Origin of the sequence: Pseudomonas sp. UBA6315 (assembly GCF_002438125.1) — a bacterium.
GTDB classification, from domain to species: Bacteria; Pseudomonadota; Gammaproteobacteria; order Pseudomonadales; family Pseudomonadaceae; genus Aquipseudomonas; species Aquipseudomonas faucium.
In genome coordinates this window covers 1-18,785 of the sequence record NZ_DJTF01000057.1, presented here as the reverse complement: position 1 = coordinate 18,785, position 18,785 = coordinate 1, and the positions used below count along the sequence as shown (strand labels likewise).

The 18,785-nt window shown below is 63.5% G+C and carries 17 protein-coding genes; 3 read left to right on the top strand and 14 right to left on the bottom strand.

The genetic code is table 11. From position 1 onward, the window contains the following. Positions 1 to 32: 32 nt before the first annotated feature. From B3E94_RS06700 to B3E94_RS06685, 4 genes are all read right to left on the bottom strand, one after another. Complete coding sequence (locus tag B3E94_RS06700; RefSeq protein ID WP_286912822.1) at positions 33 to 1,439, bottom strand: M16 family metallopeptidase; 1,407 nt, start codon at positions 1,437 to 1,439, stop codon at positions 33 to 35. 30 nt (positions 1,440 to 1,469) lie between these two features. After that, positions 1,470 to 3,128, bottom strand: a complete 1,659-nt coding sequence (locus B3E94_RS06695; RefSeq protein WP_286912820.1) for a Na/Pi cotransporter family protein — start codon at positions 3,126 to 3,128, stop codon at positions 1,470 to 1,472. A gap of 241 nt (positions 3,129 to 3,369) precedes the next feature. Next, entirely contained in the window at positions 3,370 to 4,140 is a 771-nt protein-coding gene (locus B3E94_RS06690) for a TerC family protein (RefSeq protein ID WP_176515888.1), read from the bottom strand. Between the two features lie 73 nt (positions 4,141 to 4,213). Continuing rightward, a complete protein-coding gene (locus tag B3E94_RS06685) occupies positions 4,214 to 5,521 on the bottom strand; it encodes a CitMHS family transporter (protein ID WP_286912818.1) in 1,308 nt (435 codons plus the stop codon). A 266-nt stretch (positions 5,522 to 5,787) separates the two neighbouring features. Here B3E94_RS06685 and B3E94_RS06680 point away from each other — a divergent pair, with 266 nt between their 5' ends. Then, positions 5,788 to 6,189 (top strand): GFA family protein, encoded by a 402-nt coding sequence (locus tag B3E94_RS06680; RefSeq protein WP_286912816.1) that lies wholly within the window; start codon positions 5,788 to 5,790, stop codon positions 6,187 to 6,189. A 100-nt stretch (positions 6,190 to 6,289) separates the two neighbouring features. On the opposite strand, the gene B3E94_RS06675 is transcribed toward B3E94_RS06680, so the two are convergent. From B3E94_RS06675 to B3E94_RS06630, 10 genes are all read right to left on the bottom strand, one after another. After that, entirely contained in the window at positions 6,290 to 8,248 is a 1,959-nt protein-coding gene (locus tag B3E94_RS06675; RefSeq protein WP_286912815.1) for a DUF4105 domain-containing protein, read from the bottom strand. Further along, positions 8,245 to 8,565 (bottom strand): DUF2388 domain-containing protein, encoded by a 321-nt coding sequence (locus tag B3E94_RS06670; protein ID WP_176515880.1) that lies wholly within the window; start codon positions 8,563 to 8,565, stop codon positions 8,245 to 8,247. Before B3E94_RS06670 ends, B3E94_RS06675 begins: the two co-directional genes overlap by 4 nt. Before the next feature lie 36 nt (positions 8,566 to 8,601). Next, on the bottom strand, positions 8,602 to 8,895 hold the full coding sequence (locus B3E94_RS06665; protein ID WP_176515878.1) for a DUF2388 domain-containing protein: 294 nt from the start codon (positions 8,893 to 8,895) through the stop codon (positions 8,602 to 8,604). 97 nt (positions 8,896 to 8,992) lie between these two features. Continuing rightward, entirely contained in the window at positions 8,993 to 9,310 is a 318-nt protein-coding gene (locus tag B3E94_RS06660; protein ID WP_176515876.1) for a DUF2388 domain-containing protein, read from the bottom strand. 305 nt (positions 9,311 to 9,615) lie between these two features. Then, positions 9,616 to 9,831 (bottom strand): DUF1127 domain-containing protein, encoded by a 216-nt coding sequence (locus B3E94_RS06655; RefSeq protein WP_176515874.1) that lies wholly within the window; start codon positions 9,829 to 9,831, stop codon positions 9,616 to 9,618. A gap of 344 nt (positions 9,832 to 10,175) precedes the next feature. Beyond that, a complete protein-coding gene (locus B3E94_RS06650; RefSeq protein ID WP_176515872.1) occupies positions 10,176 to 11,669 on the bottom strand; it encodes an acetyl-CoA hydrolase/transferase family protein in 1,494 nt (497 codons plus the stop codon). A 181-nt stretch (positions 11,670 to 11,850) separates the two neighbouring features. After that, positions 11,851 to 13,287, bottom strand: coding sequence for an NAD(P)(+) transhydrogenase (Re/Si-specific) subunit beta (locus tag B3E94_RS06645; RefSeq protein WP_176515870.1), 1,437 nt, complete (start codon positions 13,285 to 13,287; stop codon positions 11,851 to 11,853). 2 nt (positions 13,288 to 13,289) lie between these two features. Beyond that, the gene (locus tag B3E94_RS06640) at positions 13,290 to 13,604 is read right to left on the bottom strand and encodes an NAD(P) transhydrogenase subunit alpha (protein ID WP_003256966.1); all 315 of its coding nucleotides are present in this window, start codon (positions 13,602 to 13,604) and stop codon (positions 13,290 to 13,292) included. Between the two features lie 11 nt (positions 13,605 to 13,615). Beyond that, positions 13,616 to 14,737, bottom strand: coding sequence for a Re/Si-specific NAD(P)(+) transhydrogenase subunit alpha (locus B3E94_RS06635; RefSeq protein WP_286912813.1), 1,122 nt, complete (start codon positions 14,735 to 14,737; stop codon positions 13,616 to 13,618). A gap of 412 nt (positions 14,738 to 15,149) precedes the next feature. Beyond that, positions 15,150 to 16,076 carry a LysR family transcriptional regulator gene (locus tag B3E94_RS06630; protein WP_286912812.1) on the bottom strand — a complete coding sequence of 309 codons (927 nt, stop codon included), beginning with the start codon at positions 16,074 to 16,076 and terminating at the stop codon, positions 15,150 to 15,152. Positions 16,077 to 16,239: 163 nt separating this feature from the next. Here B3E94_RS06630 and B3E94_RS06625 point away from each other — a divergent pair, with 163 nt between their 5' ends. Together B3E94_RS06625 and B3E94_RS06620 are read left to right on the top strand one after the other, a co-directional pair. Continuing rightward, the gene (locus B3E94_RS06625; protein WP_286912811.1) at positions 16,240 to 17,421 is read left to right on the top strand and encodes an acyl-CoA dehydrogenase; all 1,182 of its coding nucleotides are present in this window, start codon (positions 16,240 to 16,242) and stop codon (positions 17,419 to 17,421) included. A 14-nt stretch (positions 17,422 to 17,435) separates the two neighbouring features. Further along, on the top strand, positions 17,436 to 18,656 hold the full coding sequence (locus tag B3E94_RS06620; RefSeq protein ID WP_286912809.1) for a CaiB/BaiF CoA transferase family protein: 1,221 nt from the start codon (positions 17,436 to 17,438) through the stop codon (positions 18,654 to 18,656). The last annotated feature ends 129 nt before the right edge of the window (positions 18,657 to 18,785 follow it).

Here is an 18,785-nt window from a genome sequence, read left to right as displayed (position 1 = left end):
AGGGCCGGTACTGGCAAAAGGATACCGCCGAACTACCGCTCCCGTGTAGCACCACTCGGCCGTCGGGGCGTGTGATGCCGCCAGCGCAGCAGCCCAGCCGCGAGGATCACCCCCACCAGCAGCGCAATCAGCCCATACAACTCGTCATAACCCAGCAACGGCTTCTCGATCCGCAGGTAACCCTGGTCCTTGAGCAGTTGCTTGAGCGCATCGTTGGCCTGGGCCAGGCTCACCTGGCGCAGCTTGCGCGCCGGGTCGGTAAAGCGCCCGTTGCTGTAGTCGTTCAGCGCGCCCCAGTAGTAGTCGGCCAGCGCACTGTTGCCCTGGCTGCTCCAACTTTCCTTGGCCACGGCGGCATCCTTGATGCGGGCGAAGGTCTCCGGGTCGAGGCCTTGCTCGAGCAAGTGGTCGAACAGTTGCTGCATCACCTTGACCGCTGCGTCGATGTCGTCGCGTTCGAGGTCGGCATTGAAACTGAGCATGCCGCTGTCGCCAAAGCTCTCGCGCTGCACCGAGGGGCCATAGGAAAGGCCGTTGCGCAGCCGCAGCTGGTCGTACAGCGCCCAGTCCAGGTAGCGCGAGAGCAGGTCGAGGGTCTGCTGGTGGTCGTTGTCCAGCACCGGCTCGATGAACAGCCAATGCAGCTTGGCGCTGTCGCCCAGCACGCCGCGGCTCAGGTCGCGGCGTTGTTCGGCCTGCTGGCTGATGCTTTCGAGGTTGCGCCGCTCTTCAGGCTCGGTGGCCGGCAGTTCGCCATAGGTGCGCTCCAGGTAGGCCGGCAGCAGGCGGTCGAGGCCGCCGACCATGATCAGGGTCATGTTGTTGGCGGCATACCAGCGGTCACGCAGGGCCTGCACCTGCTCCAGGGTCATGTCGTCGAGGTTGGAGCGCTCGGGGCATTTCAGGCCCAGCTCGGTGGCCAGCTGGTCGCTGGCGGGGTGGCCGATGTCCTGGCGGTCGAGCCAGCGTTGCAGGTGGCCGTAGTGGCCGCCATCCTCGCGCTCGATGATGCGCTTGGCGGTGGCCAGGCTCTTGGCGTCGATGCGGGTATCGCGAAGCACCGCCAGCAGCAGGTCGAGGACCTTGCGCTGGTTGCGCGCCGGCGCTTCGATGACGAAGGTGGTGTCGGCGCTGCTGGTGTAGGCGTTCCACTCCCCGCCCAGCGACTGCAGGCGCTCTTCGAGGCCGCCTTCGCCGGTTTCGTCGATGCCGCTGAACAGCAGGTGTTCGAGCAGGTGCGGCAGTTCTTTTTGCTCGCAGTCGAAGTCGTCCAGGCCAACCCCAACCACCAGGCGGATGGCGACATGGTCGCGCTCGTAGCCGGACTTGAGGATCACCTGCAGGCCGTTGGGCAACAGGTAGCCCTCGACCCGCGAACGATCGAGGGCAAGCGTGGGCAGGCTGCAGATCAGCAGGCAAACGAACATCAGGCAACGCATGGGCGAGCGTGTGTCTCCGGGTAGGCAGGGTCAGGACAGGCGGGCTTCGTCCGGTACCGCGTCGAGCATCAGCCCGCCGGTGTCCGAGCCACCCAGTACCACATAGGCACTGCTGCAGAACAAAGAGTTCAACCGCTTCATGTCGGCGATCAGCTCCAAGTGTAGCGAACTGGTCTCGATACTTTGCACCACCTTGCGTTGCAGGCGGCTGACATGGGCGTGCGCCAGGCGCCGCTCCTGGGCGCGGAAGCGGCGTTTTTCGCGCAACAGCAGCTGCGCGCTCTCGGGGTCGGCGCTGAGGAACACCGACAGGCCCAGGCGCAGGTTGGCCAGCAATTGCTCCTGCAGGCCGGTGAGTTCCTCCAGGCCGACCTGGGAAAACTCCCGGCGCTGGCTGGTCTTCTGCTGCTGCACCTTGCGCAGCATGCGCTCGATCAGGTCGCAGGCGAGCTTGAGGTTGATCGCCAGCTCGATGATCTCGGCCCAGCGCCGGTTGTCCTGGTCGCTGAGGTCTTCCCGGGGCATCTGCGCCAGGTACAGCTTGATCGCGCTGTACAAAGCCTCGCCGTCCTCGCCCAGGGCGCGTACCTGCTGCGGCATGGCGGTCTGGGTGCCGCGCAGGGCGCCGAGCATGGCTTCGAGCAGGCTGTCGACGATATCGCCCAGGCGCAGCGTTTCGCGCGCCGCGTTGGCCAGGGCCAGGCTCGGGGTGGTGAGCGCCGAGGCATCAAGGTGGCGCGGGCGCACCTGGCCGTTGCCGACTTCGCGCTCGGGCAGCAGGCGGTTGCACAGGCGGCCCATGGGGTTGACCGTGGGCAGCATGATCAGGCAGCGCAAGGTGTTGTAGAGCAGGTGGAAGCCGATCACCAGCTCCTGCGGGCTGAAGCTCAGCGAATCCATCCACTCCACCAGCGGGTGCAGCACCGGGATGATCAAAAGCAGCCCGATCAGCTTGTACAGCAGGCTGCCCAGGGCCACGCGGCGGCCGGCGGCGTTCTGCATGCTGGTGCTGAGAAATGCCAGCAGGCCGCTGCCGATGTTGGCGCCGACCACCAGGCCGATGGCCACCGGCAGGCTGATCACCTCGGCGCCGGCCAGGGTTGCGGTCAGCAGCACTGCGGCAAGGCTTGAGTAGGAAATCATGGCGAACAGCGCGCCGACCAAGGCATCGAGCAGGATGTCGCCGGTCAGCGAGGCGAACAGCACTTTCACGCCCTGGGCATGGGTGATGGGCGCGGCGGCCTGCACGATCAGCTGCAGGGCCAGGATGATCAGGCCCAGGCCGATGGCCACCCGGCCCAGCTGGCCGGCACGCGTCTGCTTGCGCGAGAGGAAGAAGATCACGCCAAGGAACACCAGCAGCGGCGACAGCCACGACAAGTCCAGGGTGAGCACCCGCGCCATCAGCGCGGTACCCACGTCGGCGCCGAGCATGATCGCCAGGGCCGGGGTCATGGCCATCAGGCCCTGGCCGACGAAGGAGGTCACCAGCATCGCGGTGGCGTTGCTGCTTTGCACCACGGCCGTGACCACGATGCCGGCGATGAACGCCAGTGGCCGCCGGTTCATGTTCTGGCCGAGCACCCGGCGCAGGTTGGAGCCGAACACCCGCAGGATGCCGGTACGCACGATATGAGTGCCCCACACCAGCAAAGCCACGGCGGAGAGCAGGTTGAGCAGGGTCAGCATGGTCGAGCCCCCCTTTTTTATCCGGGCTCCAGAAGCGGAGCCAAATGGGTGAAGCCGTGAGCCTGGCCCGGGGGTGGGCGTTTTTATCCAGTGCTCACTCAAGCTTTAGTTGTTTTGCGGACCTCGCGCCAGCTTGGCACGCTCTGCAGCTATTTGAAATATTTCCGTCATGAAGCTTGTGATGAAAACCCGGGCATGAAAAAAGGCCCCGAAGGGCCTTTTTCTGCAGCGCTTCCAGGGCTTATTGACCTGGAATGTCCTTGCGCAGTTTCACCGGGTCGTGATCCTTGCCCGCCTTGCGCGCCATGGCCGTGCGCATCTTGATGTTGATTGCCTCCACCGCCAGCGAGAACGCCATGGCGAAGTACACGTAGCCCTTGGGCACATGCACGTCGAAAGCTTCGGCGATCAGCACGGTGCCGACGACGATCAGGAACGACAGCGCGAGCATCTTCAGCGATGGGTGCTTGTCGATGAAATTGCTGATGGCGCCGGCGCACAGCATCATCACCAGCACCGCCACGACGATCGCGGCAATCATCACCGGCACGTGCGAAACCATGCCCACCGCGGTGATCACCGAGTCCAGCGAGAACACGATGTCGATGATGGCGATCTGGATGATGGTGTAGAAGAACTTGCCGCCCGCACCCTTGGGCGCATCGCTGCTTTCGTCCTCGCCTTCCAGGCCGTGGTAGATCTCCTGGGAGCTTTTCCACAGCAGGAACAGGCCGCCGAAGAACAGGATCAGGTCACGCCCGGAAATGCCCTGGCCGAAGACCACGAACAGGTCGGCGGTCAGGCGCATGACCCAGGTGATGGACAGCAGCAGCATGATGCGGGTGACCATCGCCAGCGCCAGGCCGAAGATCCGCGTGCGCGGCTGCATGTGCTTGGGCATGCGGCTGACCAGGATCGAGATCATGATGATGTTGTCGATACCGAGAACGATCTCAAGCGCTGTAAGGGTAAAAAAGGCAACCCAGATTTCCGGGCTGGTCAGCCATTCCATGTGTACTTCCTTCGAACGGTAATGGCGAAACGCCCAGGAACGGGCGTTTCGCGTTGGGGTGGTGCGTACTTGATTAAAGACTACTGAACAGCGGGAAAATGCCCATCATCAGCGCGGCGGCCATTATGCACAGGCAGACCAGCACTGCCCACTTGAGGGTGAAGCGCTGGTGGTCGCCGAATTCGATACCGGCCAGGGCTACCAGCAGGTAGGTGGAGGGTACCAGCGGGCTCAGCAGGTGTACCGGTTGCCCGACGATCGACGCGCGAGCCATTTCCACCGGGCTGATGCCGTAGTGGCTGGCCGCTTCCGACAGCACCGGCAGCACGCCGTAGTAGAACGCATCGTTGGACATGAAGAAGGTGAACGGCATGCTCACGATCGCGGTAATCACCGCCAGGTAAGGGCCCAGCGCTTCCGGGATGACTGCCAGCAGGCTCTTGGACATGGCCTCGACCATGCCGGTACCCGACAGGATGCCGGTGAAGATGCCGGCCGCAAAGATCAGCCCGGTCACGGCCAGCACGCTGCCGGCATGGGCGGCGATGCGGTCTTTCTGCTGCTGCAGGCAGGGGTAGTTGACGATCATGGCGATACTGAAGGCGATCATGAACAGCACTGGCAGCGGCAGCAGGCCGGCGATCAGCGCAACCATCAGCACCGCGGTCAGTGTGCCGTTGAACCACAGCAGCTTGGGCCGGCGCGCTTCGGGGAACTGCGAGACGCTGATTTCACTGTGGTCGATGTCGTCGGTGGGCAGGTGCAGCTCGCCCAGGCGGGCGCGCTCGCGCTTGCCGTACAGGTAGGCGATGGCCAGGATCGCGACGACGCCGAACAGCATGGCCGGGATCATCGGCACGAAGATGTCCGACGGGTCCACGTGCAGGGCGCTGGCGGCGCGGGCGGTCGGGCCGCCCCAGGGGGTCATGTTCATCACCCCGCCGGCCAGGATGATCAGGCCGGCCATGATCCGCGGGCTCATGCCCAGGCGGCTGTACAGCGGCAGCATGGCGGCGCAGCAGATCATGTAGGTGGTGGCGCCATCGCCGTCGAGCGACACCACCAGGGCCAGCACGGCGGTGCCGACCGAGACTTTCAGCGGGTCACCCTTGACCAGCTTGAGAATCTTGCGCACGGCCGGGTCGAACAGGCCGGAGTCGATCATCAGGGCGAAATACAAAATGGCGAACATCAGCATCACGCCGGTGGGCGCGAGCTTGCTGATGCCTTCGAGCATCATCGGGCCGATCTTGGCGGAAAAACCACCGAACAGGGCGAACAGGATCGGTACCAGGATCAGCGCGATCAAGGCCGACAGGCGCTTGGTCATGATCAGGTACATGAAGGTGATGACCATGGCAAAGCCGAGGAAGGTCAGCATGGCAGTACTCCAGGCGTGGCGCGGCGAAAGAAAAGACTGTTCGGGCGGATCAGCGCGAGGGGCGCTGCGCAGGGAGCACGCGGAGGGAGGCTGCGAAAAGGCGGGCACAGAAGAACATCGGAATCACCATTGTTGTTGTTGATTGGGCCGGGCGCGGAAAAATCCGGGTGCCCTGGCTGACCGGTCTGCTGCCGGTGGTGGCGGCTATCCTAGGGGGACAAGCTTTCAGCCAGCTTTCGCCGCAAAAAGGGCGACAGGAGGTAGTGATGCCGGATGTAACCGAGGGAGGCTGCCATTGCGGCGCCTTGCGCTATCGGCTTCAGGGCGAGTTGACGGACATCGCCCATTGCCATTGTTCGATCTGCCGGCGGGTCAGTGGAGGGCTGCTGGTGACCTGGCTCACCCTGCCTCGCTCGGGGTTTCGCTGGATGGCTGGGCGGCCGCAATGCTATGTGGCGCCGGCCAGCTGCAAACGCTATTTCTGCGGCGAATGCGGGGCGCATGTGGCGTTGGTGACCGAGCACAGCCCGGGCAGCATCGATGTGACGGTGGGGACGCTGGATCATCCTGAGCAGGTGCGGGCTGCGCGGCATATCTGGACCAGCAGCCGGTTGCCCTGGGTGCATCTGGATGAGCAGTTGCCGGGAGAGGCCGAGGAGCAGCTGTAAGCCTTGTGGTGTGCTCTCGGGCCCCATCGCCGGCAAGCCGGCTCCCACGATCAAGGCACCTGTGGGAGCTGGCTTGCCAGCGATGGGGCCAGAACAGGTACTACGGCAGCTCCAGGCCTCCAGCGGCCTTGTGCAGTGCCCGCAGGTGCTCGCCGACCATCTTCACATTGGCCTCGACGGCAGCGATTTCCTTGGCCCGCGAAGGCTCCAGCAGCGCCCTCACCTCCTTGTCCAGGTCGGTGCTCAGCCTCAGCAACTGCGCCTGGCGCTCGCTGCTGACCTTCTCCAGGTGCTTGCGCTCATCCGGCTGCGGCAGCCCATAGCCGCCAGCATCGAGCAACTCTGCCGGGCGGCTGAGGAAGCCGCTGTTGGCGAGCATCTGCTGCAGGGTGTCGTTGGCCTTGCCGAGGGTGCCGTCCTTGAGCGCGGCGGCATTCAGGTAACGCTGCTTCACCTCGTCCTGGGCCAGCAGCAACTGCCTGCGCAGGCTCGCCTGCTCCAGCAGCAGCAACGCCGCGCTGGTGCGCAGGTTGGCCTGGGCGAACCAGCTGCGGCGCTGTTCGGCGCCCTGCTCCAGCCAGTCCTCGACCTTGTCCTGCTTGATCGGCAGCTGCTGCTTGAGCACCTCGAACATCGCCTGGTAACGGTCACGGTAGGAGTCGAAGCGATAGCCCAGGCGCAAGGCCTCGCGCGGGTTGTCGAGCACGCTGGTGTCGGCCAGCCCCCTGGCCTTGAGCACCTCGAGCAGGCCATTGGGCATGATGCTGTCGAGGTCGTTCAGGCGCGGGTTGCCGGTGCCGCTGCGCAACAGCTTCAACGACTCCACCGCGCAGTTGTTGGACAGGAAGTAGTAGTTGCCGTCGTAGCTCCAGTGCATCTCAGCGGCCTGGCGCACCAGGTTCTCGATCTCGCGGCGGTCGAGTTTCAACGGAACCGAAGCGAGGCTGCGCAGTTCGGTCTTGGTGTATTCGTCGATGACCTGGTTGAGGGGCAGCACGAACAACCGCGACGGGTAGGAGCCGACCAGGCCGTCCCAGCTGGAGAGCTGCACATCGTTGACGAAGGCGCGGTACGACAGCACCAGGTGCTGGTCGAGGTCCAGGCGGCAGTCCGGCCCACGTGGCCGGCCGGGCTTGCAGATCACCAGGCGCAGCATGCTGTGGCCCCAGCGGCTGACCCAGTTCTGGTTGGCCTCGGCCAGCAGGTAGTCCACTTCATAGACCCGCTCGGGGTCGATCTCGCCCAGCGGCTGGCGGGCGAAATCACTGCCGGCGTTGAGAAATGGCAGGCCCTTGGCGCAGCTTTCTTGTGCGGGCGCCCAGCCGAAGTGGTCGCGCAGGTACTGGTTCAGGGCCGGGCGTCGGCAGCCGTAGCTCGGGTCGAGGAGGAAATACTCCATGTTGACCGCGATGAATTCCTTGGGGCTGCTCAGCTCGTAGCTGTCGGGGCTGCGCACGAACTGGCCATTGTGCTGCTCGCGCTCGCCGCGGCGGCCGACGTATTGCTGCCATCCGGCCAGGTCGAGCAGGCGTGGGTCATCGCTGAGGGTGAAGCGCCGCTCGGCCTGGCCGCGGCAGTCTTCCGGCAGGCCGACCCTGCCCAGGGTGCCCTGCTGGCGCATGCAGCGGGTGATCTTCGAGCGTTCGGCGCCGGGCCACAGCCGTGCGCGGTCGTAGATGTGGGTGAGTTCGTGCAGCACGGTGGCCAGCAGTTCCTGGCGGACGGTGCCGTGGGGGCGGCCGGTGGCCTGCGTCGCTGCGCTGCCGTCAGCCAGGCTCGGCAGCAGGCGGCGGTTGAGCTCAAGGGTCGAGACCAGCGACGCCTGGCCATAGGCGTCGGCGGGCATCTTGTCGGTCCAGCTGACCTGGATGCGCCGGTCCAGCTGCTGCTTGAAACGCGGCGGCAGCTTGCTCATGGCCTCGTCGAGCAGGGCCTGGGAGGCTTGCACCTGTCGTGGGTCGAGGCCGGACGCCTGCAGATCGAGCTGCAGGTCGGCCAGGGCGGGCGTGCCCAGCAGCGTGAGCACGCAGCCGAGCAGCCAGGCACGCACGCGGGTCACAGCGCCAGGATGGCTTCGGCCAGCACTTGGTCGCTGGCGCCACGCGCTTCAGGCACGCGCTCGCGCAGGGTGTCGAAGGCCGCCTCCAGTTGCGCGCCGCGGATATCGCCGTTGCTGGCGACGAAGCTGGCGGCATCGTCATGGGCTTCGCGCACCACTTTCGAATCGCGGATGGAGGTGGTGGTGTCGGACGTGAAATCGATCGAGCGACCAAAGGCACGCACGATGATGTTGCTGGTGGCCACCAAGGTCTGTGCATGGGCCAGGTCGGCCAGCAACAGCATGCCGAGGGAAGCGGCGATCAGCGGTTTACGCATGGAGCATCTCCGAAAAATACAGGGAGTCAGGTGTGGTCATTGGACGAGAATTGCTTGCGCCAGTTCAAGGTCGCCGACGGAGTGCCGGGCACAGTTGTGGCGCAGCGCATCGAGTGCCGCCTCCAGGCGCGCACCGCGGATCAGGCCATCGGTGGCCACGAATGCGGCGGCATCGTCGCGGGCTTGGCGAAGCAGCTTGCGGTCGAAGGGCGCGGTCGTCACCTGGCTGGTGACGTAGCCTGTGATGACCAGGCCTTGGGTAGTGGTGTCCATGGCATGGGCATTGCCCATGGCAACGGCGGCGAACAGCATCGGCAACAGATAACGCATGGGGCTACTTAACGACTGCGACTGGGCTGCTAAGGCTAAAACGAATGCGCCGGCCGCAGCCAGCGCATTCGTTTTACAGCCTGTTTATCAGATGACTTCAGATAACCAGGATGGCCTGGGCCAACTGTGCATCGCTGGCCTGCAGGGCCGGCAGCGTCGAGCGGATGTGCATGAAAGCGCTTTCCAGCTTGGCGCCGCGGATGGCGCCTTCGCTGCCGACGAAGCTGGCGGCGTCGTCGCGGGCGGCCTGGACGATCTTGTCGTCACGGAACGACGAGGTCAGGTCGGAAGTGGCGTCGGTGGATGCTGCAAAGGCGCGCACTACGGCATCGGTGGTGACGACGAAGCTGCTGGCGTGGGCGGTGCCGGCCAGGCCGAGCAACAGGGCGGCGCCGATCAGGTGTTTGCGGGACATGGTCGTGGACTCCTGGAAAAGGGTCGAGTGAATCTGCTTATCGGACGTTCACACGGTTCGTCACGGTACAGGGACAACTGGTTTTCACCAGACTGTTTAAGCCAAGCGTATCACGCGGCAGTACGTGCGGAGGTCGGCGAACGACGCTCAAAGCGACTGTATTGGTAGTTTGAGAATTTTCTAAAACTGTACCTATATAGATTCCCGGCGCTCTAACTCGGGGGCCGGGCAATAAAAAACCCGTTGCAGCGTCCTGCAACGGGTTTGGAATTTCGCGGTGCCAGCCGAAGCCGGCGAACCGGAGCTTAGCGCCAGAACGGCTTGCTGAGCTCTTCGTAGCGCTGCGACTCGCTGATACCGGCGTCGGCCAGCAGGCGGGAGTCCAGGCGAGCCAGTTGGCGGCGGCTGGCCATGCGGCGCTGCCACAGGAGCAGGGTCGACAGGGCGCGCAGCGGCAGCGAGGCGTTGGATTGCTGGGCGTTGCTTTCAAAAACCAGACCGGAACTGAGGGTACGTTCCATGATGCTTCATCCTTCCGCTTGTGGCGGGATTAGGTAGTGATTTAACTGGTGCCCATGATCCTCCTCTGTTGTCCATAACAGTAGATACAGTTCATGTGAAAGACGATGGCTCAGTTAACTGTGTAACCCTACTGTTGCACTCGAAATTGGCGCAACTGTACTGGTCTGCACTGTTGTAGTGCATTTTTTGGGGGTGAGGGGATTTTTCGAGGAGGAGACTGGGATTGATACCAGTACAGTAGAACAGTTTTTTCTGGTGGAAGCTCATCGCCGGCAAGCCGGCTCCCACAGGTACAGCTTTGTCCTTGTGGGAGCCGGCTTGCCGGCGAAAAGTACTGCGTGGATCAGCTAGCCAGCATGCGGCCGCTTTCTTCCAGATTTTCGTGCCAGCTCAACGCCTCGCGCAGGATGTGCGGGGTGTGGCCGCCACGTTGGCAGGCGCGCTCGAAGTAGTCGTTCAGCGCTGCGCGGTAGTCTGGGTGCACGCAGTTGTCGATGATCGCCCGGGCCCGCTCGCGAGGCGCCAGGCCACGCAGGTCGGCCAGGCCTTGCTCGGTGACGAGGATGTCCACGTCGTGCTCGGTGTGGTCGACGTGGCTGACCATCGGCACCACGCTGGAAATCGCGCCACCCTTGGCGATCGATTTGGTGACGAACACCGCCAGGTGAGCGTTGCGAGCGAAGTCGCCGGAGCCGCCGATGCCATTCATCATCCGGGTGCCGCACACGTGCGTGGAGTTGACGTTACCGTAGATGTCGAACTCCAGCGCCGTGTTGATACCGATGATGCCCAGGCGGCGTACCACTTCAGGGTGGTTGGAGATTTCCTGCGGGCGCAGTACCAGCTTGTCCTTGTAGCGCTCGAGGTTGCCGAACACGTCCGCATTGCGGCGGCTCGACAGGGTGATCGAGCTGCCCGAGGCGAAGCTCAGCTTGCCGGCGTCGATCAGGTCGAAGGTCGAATCCTGCAGCACTTCGGAGTACATGGTCAGGTCTTCGAACGGCGACTCGATCAGGCCGCACATCACCGCGTTGGCAATGCTGCCGATACCGGCTTGCAGCGGGCCGAGCTTGTTGGTCATGCGGCCAGCCTGCACTTCGTTCTTGAGGAAGTTGATCAGGTGGTCGGCGATACCCTGGGTTTCGTCGTCCGGCGGCAGTACGGTGGACGGCGAGTCAGGCTGGTCGCTGATGACGATACCGACGATCTTGGCCGGGTCGATCGGGATGGCGGTGCTGCCGATGCGGTCATCGACTTTTACCAACGGGATCGGCGTGCGGGTCGGGCGGTAGGTCGGGATATAGATGTCGTGCAGGCCTTCGAGGTTGGCGTTGTGCGACAGGTTGATCTCGACGATCACTTGCTTGGCGAAGATCGCGAAGCTGGCCGAGTTGCCCACCGAGGTGGTCGGCACGATGTGGCCTTGTTCGGTGATGGCCACGGCTTCGATGACCGCTATGTCCGGCAGCTTGAGCTGCTGGTTGCGCAGTTGCTCGACGGTTTCCGACAGGTGCTGGTCGATGAACATGACCTGGCCGTCGTTGATGGCCTTGCGCAGGGTGCTGTCGACCTGGAACGGCATGCGACGTGCCAGCACGCCGGCTTCGGTCAGCTGCTTGTCGAGGTCGTTGCCCAGGCTGGCGCCGGTCATCAGGCTGATTTTCAACGGCGACAGCTTGGCGCGTTCGGCCAGGGCGTGGGGCACAGCCTTGGCTTCGCCGGCGCGGGTGAAACCGCTCATGCCGACGGTCATGCCGTCCTCGATCAGGCCAGCGGCATCAGCCGCACTCATTACCTTGCTGTGCAGGGAGGACAAGCGGATACGATCACGGTACATGGATTGTTATCTCGGGCTACAGAGGCTACTGCAGCGCAGTCTAGAGATTTCGCCCGTCGCCGTCCCACGACCATGGTCGTATGAGAAGCCTGGAAATAGAGCCGTTGATCTGGATCAGTGAAATGAAAAACCCCGGGGAATATCCGCCGGGGTTTTCATATCCGCAACGTTCGATCGCAACCTACTCGACCGCTTTGACCATATCCTCGATGACCTTCTTCGCGTCACCGAACACCATCATGGTCTTGTCCAGGTAGAACAGTTCGTTGTCCAGGCCGGCATAGCCGCTGGCCATGGAGCGCTTGTTGACGATGATGGTCTTGGCCTTGAACGCCTCCAGGATCGGCATGCCGGCGATCGGCGACTTCGGATCGTTCTTCGCCGCGGGGTTGACCACGTCGTTGGCGCCCAGCACCAGGACCACGTCGGCCTGGCCGAACTCGGCGTTGATGTCCTCCATCTCGAACACCTGGTCATACGGCACTTCGGCCTCGGCCAGCAGCACGTTCATGTGCCCGGGCATGCGCCCCGCCACCGGGTGGATCGCGTACTTCACGGTCACGCCGTTGTGGGTCAGCTTCTCGGTCAGTTCCTTGAGCGCGTGCTGGGCGCGGGCCACCGCCAGGCCGTAGCCCGGCACGATGATCACGCTGTCGGCGTTGCTGAGCAGGAAGGTGGCGTCGTCGGCCGAGCCGGATTTCACCGGGCGCTGCTCCTTGGCGCCTTGCGCCGCGCCGGTATCGGTATCGCCACCGAAGCCGCCGAGGATGACGTTGAAGAACGAGCGGTTCATCGCCTTGCACATGATGTACGAGAGGATCGCACCGCTGGAGCCCACCAGGGAGCCTGCGATGATCAGCATCGAGTTGTTCAGCGAGAAGCCGATACCGGCTGCCGCCCAGCCCGAATAGCTGTTGAGCATCGACACCACCACCGGCATGTCGGCGCCACCGATCGGAATAATGATCAGCACGCCCATGACGAAGGCCAGGATCAGCATCAGGGTGAAGGCGCTGTAGTGGCCGGTGAAGGTGAACAGCAGGCCCAGGGCGATGGTGGTCAGGCCGAGGATCAGGTTCAGCTTGTGCTGGCCGGCAAACTGTACCGGTGCGCCCTGGAACAGGCGGAACTTGTACTTGCCCGACAGCTTGCCGAAGGCGATCACCGAACCGGAGAAGGTGATGGCACCGATGGCCGCGCCAAGGAACAGTTCCAGGCGGTTGCCGGTGGGGATCGGGTCGCTGATGGCGGCGACGATGCCCATCGATTGCGGTTCGAGCACGGCGGCGATGGCGATGAACACCGCGGCCAGGCCGATCATGCTGTGCATGAAGGCGACCAGCTCGGGCATCTTGGTCATCTCGACGCGCTTGGCCATGATCGAGCCAGCCGTACCGCCAACCAGCAGGCCGACGATGACGTAGCCGATGCCGGCGGTTGCCAGTTCGGCGCCGAGCTTATAAATGAGGCCCACCGTGGTGAGGATGGCCAGCCCCATGCCGATCATGCCGAACAGGTTGCCGCGCCGCGAGGTGGTCGGGTGCGACAGGCCCTTGAGCGCCTGGATGAAGCACACCGAGGCGACGAGGTAGAGGAGCGTTACCAGATTCATGCTCATGCTTACTTCTGCGCCTCGTTCTTGGTTTTCTTCTTGAACATCTCAAGCATGCGACGGGTGACCAAAAAGCCACCGAACACGTTGACCGCGGCCAGGGCCACCGCCAGGGTGCCCATCAGTTTGCCGGCCGGGGTCACGGTCAGGGCGGCAGCCAGCATGGCGCCGACGATGACGATCGCCGAGATGGCATTGGTGACCGCCATCAGCGGAGTGTGCAGCGCCGGGGTGACGTTCCAGACCACGTGGTAGCCCACATAGATGGCCAGCACGAAGATGATCAGGTTGTAGATGCCGTGGGAAATCAGCATGTCTTCCATTGTCGTGCTCCTTAGCCGTTCTTGCGCACGACCTGGCCGTCGCGGCACATCAGGCACGCGGCGACGATGTCGTCTTCGAGGTTGATGACCAGTGCGCCGTCCTTGTCGAACAGCAGCTTCATGAAGTCCAGCAGGTTGCGCGCATACAGCGCCGACGCATCGGCGCCGACCTGGGCCGGCAGGTTGGTCGGGCCGACGATGGTCACGCCGTTCTCCAATACCACCTGGTCGGCGACCGTCAGTGGGCAGTTGCCACCTTGGGCGGCGGCCAGGTCGATGACCACCGAGCCGGGCTTCATCTGCGCCACGGTTTCGGCGCTGAGCAGCGTCGGCGCCTTGCGCCCCGGAATCAACGCGGTGGTGATGACGATGTCGGCCTGCTTGGCGCGCTCGTGCACGGCCTGGGCCTGGCGTTGCATCCAGCTGGCGGGCATCGGCCGGGCATAGCCGCCGACCCCTTCGGCGCACTCGCGTTCTTCATCGGTTTCGTAAGGCACGTCGATGAACTTGGCGCCGAGCGATTCGATCTGCTCCTTCACCGCCGGGCGCACGTCCGAGGCTTCGATCACCGCACCCAGGCGCTTGGCCGTGGCGATGGCCTGAAGGCCCGCAACCCCAGCGCCGAGGATCAGCACCCGGGCGGCCTTCACGGTGCCGGCGGCGGTCATCAGCATGGGCATGAAGCGCGGGTAGTGATGGGCTGCCAGCAACACGGCCTTGTAGCCGGCGATGTTGGCCTGCGACGACAGCACGTCCAGGCTCTGGGCCCGGGAGGTGCGTGGCGCGGCTTCCAGGGCGAAGGCGGTGATGCCGCGCTCGGCCATCTTGCCGATCAGCTCGCTATTGAAGGGGTTGAGCATGCCGACCAGAAGGCTGCCGCCGTTGATCTGGGCCAGCTCCTGGTCGTTGGGTGCGACCACCTTAAGAACCAGCTGGGCGCCGAAGGCATCGGCAGCGCTCCCCAGGGAAGCGCCTACGGCCTCATAGGCACTGTCCGGAATGCTGGCGTTGAGCCCTGCCCCCCGTTGGACGGTGACCTGATGGCCCTGGCCAATCAGTTTCTTGAGGGTTTCTGGGGTCGCAGCGACCCTTGTCTCACCGGTCTGCGTCTCGAGAGGAACACCAATGTGCACGACTATTTCTCCTGCGGTGACCTTTATTGTCTTTATAAGAGCCCGCGCACTTCGGGTGGTGCGCAGGGTTGGCTGTTAGGCGCCAAGCCCGCCGAATCCTGGGCGGGCCGAGCATTTTGCAGACGAACCCAGGGCCCTACAACCGGTTCTGGAGCGAAACGAAGTTAAAACTACAAGTCACCCTGTGACCGTATGTCGCAACGATCTGGTCGCAGCCCGTCAAGCATGGGCTCTTGGCAGATTAGGGGATTTTTTGAAATTTTTTGCGTTGATTTCGCGGATGGGCTCGCGAGTGTCGTAAAACCCTCTGAAAGCCGCGTGTTTGGCGGCTTTGGCGGGGTTTTTCGATTCACCTGAACAGTTTGTCTGTATGCGACAAAAACGTATATCTGTAGGTGTTTAAAATAATTGACTACAGCAGTCGGGAAGGCGTTTCAGCTTGGCGCGACGCGATGTACTGCTGTGCCTGTACTGCCAGCCAGTCCCGGAAGGCGCGCAGGGAGGCGGATTCGACCTTGCGCTCGGGAATCATCAGATAGTAGGCCTTGTCGCTGGACAGCACGTGCCTGTTAGCGACCACCAGCCTGCCCTCCTCCAGTTCGCGCTGGATCAGGAACGGAGGAATCAGCGCCACGCCCATCTCGTGCATCGCGGCCTGGGCGAGCATGGAGAATAGTTCATAGCGCGGCCCTGTCATGTCGCCTGGCACATTCAGGCCCTGGCCGTTGAACCACTGGCGCCAGGCGTAGGGGCGTGTGGTCTGTTGCAACAGCGGCAGGCTGGCGATGCGCTTGGCATCGAGCAGGCCCTCCCCGTCCAGCAACGCCGGGCTGCAGACCGGCAGTGGGTTCTCGCCCATCAACCATTGGGACTGGGTGCCGGACCAGTCGGCATCGCCGTAATAGATAGCCGCATCGAACGGCGTGTCGGCGAACAGGAAGGGCCGGGTGCGGTTGGTCAGGTTGACGGTGACTTCCGGGTGGCGCTGCTGGAAGTCCTTGAGCCGTGGCAGCAGCCATTGCGTGCCGAAGGTGGGCACCACGGCCAGTTCGATCACGTTGGCGCCCTGCTGGCGCATCACCGACAGGGTGTCGCGCTCTACGGCATCGAGTTGCGTCGCGACCTGGCGGCTGTAGGACAGCCCGGCCTCGGTCAGTTTCACCCCGCGCCGTGAGCGGCGGAACAGTTCCACATTGAGGAAGTCTTCCAGGCCGCCAATCTGCCGACAGACGGCGCCCTGGGTCAGTGCCAGTTCCTGGGCGGCCTTGGTGAAGCTCTCGTGGCGGGCGGCTGCCTCGAAGCAGACCAGGGCGGTAGTGCTGGGGATCTTGCGGCGCATGTACGTCTACCTCACTTGTGGGGTTCGCCAATGCTGGGTTCTTGTTGTTTTCGAAGTGACAAAATATCACTAATGCGTGCGCATTCCTCGTTTGTCCAGGTGCCATAACAGGCCTAGGATCAATGGGCACAAGAACCTGCTCCCTATTACGAGGATTTCGCTCATGGCCGGTAAAGCAAGCTTCCACTGGATCGACCCGCTGCTGCTGGATCAGCAGCTCACTGAAGAAGAGCGCATGGTGCGTGACAGCGCTTATCAGTTCGCCCAGGACAAGCTGGCGCCGCGCGTGCTGGAGGCTTTCCGCCATGAGCAGACCGACCCTGCCATTTTCCGCGAAATGGGCGAAGTCGGCCTGTTGGGCGCGACCATCCCCGAGCAGTACGGCGGCAGCGGGCTGAACTACGTGTGCTACGGCCTGATCGCTCGCGAAGTGGAGCGTATCGATTCTGGCTACCGCTCGATGATGAGCGTGCAATCGTCGCTGGTGATGGTGCCGATCAACGAGTTCGGTACCGAGGCGCAGAAGCAGAAGTACCTGCCCAAGCTCGCCAGTGGCGAGTGGATCGGTTGCTTCGGCCTGACCGAGCCTAACCATGGCTCCGACCCAGGTTCGATGATTACCCGAGCCAAGAAGGTCGATGGCGGCTATCGCCTGAGCGGCAGCAAGATGTGGATCACCAACAGCCCGATCGCCGATGTGTTCGTGGTCTGGGCCAAGGATGATGCCGGCGATATCCGCGGCTTCGTCCTGGAAAAGGGCTGGCAGGGCCTCAGCGCCCCGGCCATTCATGGCAAGGTCGGCTTGCGCGCTTCGATCACCGGCGAAATCGTCATGGACAACGTGTTTGTCCCTGAAGAGAACATCTTCCCTGACGTGCGTGGCCTCAAAGGCCCGTTCACCTGCTTGAACTCGGCGCGCTATGGCATCTCCTGGGGCGCCCTGGGTGCGGCGGAAGCCTGCTGGCACACCGCGCGCCAGTACACCCTGGACCGCCAGCAGTTCGGCCGCCCGCTGGCAGCGAACCAATTGATCCAGAAGAAGCTGGCCGACATGCAGACCGAAATCACCCTGGGCCTGCAAGGCTGCCTGCGTTTGGGGCGCATGAAGGATGAAGGCACTGCGGCCGTTGAAATCACCTCGATCATGAAGCGCAACTCCTGCGGCAAGGCCCTGGATATTGCGCGCATGGCCCGTGACATGCTGGGCGGCAACGGCATCTCCGACGAGTTCGGCGTGGCGCGCCACCTGGTCAACCTGGAAGTGGTCAATACTTATGAAGGTACCCATGACGTGCATGCGCTGATCCTGGGCCGTGCGCAGACTGGCATCCAGGCCTTCTACTAATAAGGAGACCGGCCATGGGTGCGCTCTCTCATCTGCGGGTGCTCGATCTCTCTCGTGTGCTGGCGGGGCCTTGGTCTGGCCAGATCCTGGCTGACCTGGGCGCTGATGTGATCAAGGTCGAGCGCCCTGGCAGTGGCGACGACACCCGTGCGTGGGGGCCGCCCTTCCTCAAGGATGCGCAAGGCGAGAATACCAGCGAGGCGGCCTACTACCTCTCGGCCAACCGCAACAAGCGCTCGGTGACCATCGACTTCACCCAGCCGGAAGGCCAGCGCCTGGTGCGCGAGCTGGCGGCCAGGTCGGATATCGTCATCGAGAACTTCAAGGTGGGCGGGCTGGCGGCCTACGGGCTGGACTACCAGAGCCTGAAGGCGGTGAACCCCAAGCTTATCTATTGCTCCATCACCGGCTTTGGGCAGACGGGCCCCTATGCCAAACGAGCGGGCTATGACTTCATGATCCAGGGGCTGGGCGGGCTGATGAGCCTGACCGGGCGCCCGGATGGTGAAGAAGGTGCGGGGCCGGTAAAGGTCGGGGTGGCGCTGACCGACATCCTTACCGGGCTGTATTCGACCGTGGCGATCCTGGCTGCCCTCGCCCATCGTGACCGGGCCGGCGTTGGCCAACACATTGATATGGCGTTGCTCGACGTGCAGGTGGCGTGCCTGGCCAACCAGGCCATGAACTACCTCACCACGGGCAACCCGCCGCGGCGGCTTGGCAATGCGCACCCCAATATCGTCCCTTATCAGGACTTCCCGACGGCGGATGGTGATTTCATTCTCACCGTGGGTAACGATGGGCAGTTCCGCAAGTTTGCCGAAGTGGCTGGCCAGCCGCAGTGGGCGGACGACCCGCGCTTCGCGACCAACAAGCAGCGGGTAGCCAATCGCGCCGAGCTGATTCCTTTGATCCGCCAGGCTACGGTGTTCAAGACCACGGCTGAGTGGGTGCAGCAGCTGGAGGCTGCAGGGGTGCCCTGTGGGCCGATCAATGACCTGGCGCAGATGTTCCAGGACCCCCAGGTGGTGGCGCGCGGCTTGGCAGTGAACCTGCCGCATGCGTTGGCGGGCAGCGTGCCGCAGGTAGCCAGCCCGATTCGGCTGTCGGAAACGCCTGTGGAATATCGGCACGCGCCACCTTTGCTGGGTGAGCATACCGAGGTGGTGCTGGCCGATGTGCTGGGGCTGGATGCCGGTAGCTTGCAACGCTTGCGAGATGCTGGGGTGCTTTAGCTTTATAGGGATGTACTGAAAAGCAGGGAGGCCGTCAGGCCTCCCTGCTTCGCCTTTCAGCGATATTGAGGTTTCTTGGAATTAGGCCTTGACGGGGTTTCGAATCTCCTTATAATGCGCCCCACTTCC

Bases quoted from the DNA above. Each gene is read 5' to 3' on its own strand.
- B3E94_RS06700 (WP_286912822.1), bottom strand. From the start codon at position 1,439: ATGCGTTGCCTGATGTTCGTTTGCCTGCTGATCTGCAGCCTGCCCACG.
- B3E94_RS06695 (WP_286912820.1), bottom strand. From the start codon at position 3,128: ATGCTGACCCTGCTCAACCTGCTCTCCGCCGTGGCTTTGCTGGTGTGG.
- B3E94_RS06690 (WP_176515888.1), bottom strand. From the start codon at position 4,140: ATGGAATGGCTGACCAGCCCGGAAATCTGGGTTGCCTTTTTTACCCTT.
- B3E94_RS06685 (WP_286912818.1), bottom strand. From the start codon at position 5,521: ATGCTGACCTTCCTCGGCTTTGCCATGGTCATCACCTTCATGTACCTG.
- B3E94_RS06680 (WP_286912816.1), top strand. From the start codon at position 5,788: ATGCCGGATGTAACCGAGGGAGGCTGCCATTGCGGCGCCTTGCGCTAT.
- B3E94_RS06670 (WP_176515880.1), bottom strand. From the start codon at position 8,565: ATGCGTAAACCGCTGATCGCCGCTTCCCTCGGCATGCTGTTGCTGGCC.
- B3E94_RS06665 (WP_176515878.1), bottom strand. From the start codon at position 8,895: ATGCGTTATCTGTTGCCGATGCTGTTCGCCGCCGTTGCCATGGGCAAT.
- B3E94_RS06660 (WP_176515876.1), bottom strand. From the start codon at position 9,310: ATGTCCCGCAAACACCTGATCGGCGCCGCCCTGTTGCTCGGCCTGGCC.
- B3E94_RS06655 (WP_176515874.1), bottom strand. From the start codon at position 9,831: ATGGAACGTACCCTCAGTTCCGGTCTGGTTTTTGAAAGCAACGCCCAG.
- B3E94_RS06650 (WP_176515872.1), bottom strand. From the start codon at position 11,669: ATGTACCGTGATCGTATCCGCTTGTCCTCCCTGCACAGCAAGGTAATG.
- B3E94_RS06645 (WP_176515870.1), bottom strand. From the start codon at position 13,287: ATGAGCATGAATCTGGTAACGCTCCTCTACCTCGTCGCCTCGGTGTGC.
- B3E94_RS06640 (WP_003256966.1), bottom strand. From the start codon at position 13,604: ATGGAAGACATGCTGATTTCCCACGGCATCTACAACCTGATCATCTTC.
- B3E94_RS06630 (WP_286912812.1), bottom strand. From the start codon at position 16,076: ATGCGCCGCAAGATCCCCAGCACTACCGCCCTGGTCTGCTTCGAGGCA.
- B3E94_RS06625 (WP_286912811.1), top strand. From the start codon at position 16,240: ATGGCCGGTAAAGCAAGCTTCCACTGGATCGACCCGCTGCTGCTGGAT.
- B3E94_RS06620 (WP_286912809.1), top strand. From the start codon at position 17,436: ATGGGTGCGCTCTCTCATCTGCGGGTGCTCGATCTCTCTCGTGTGCTG.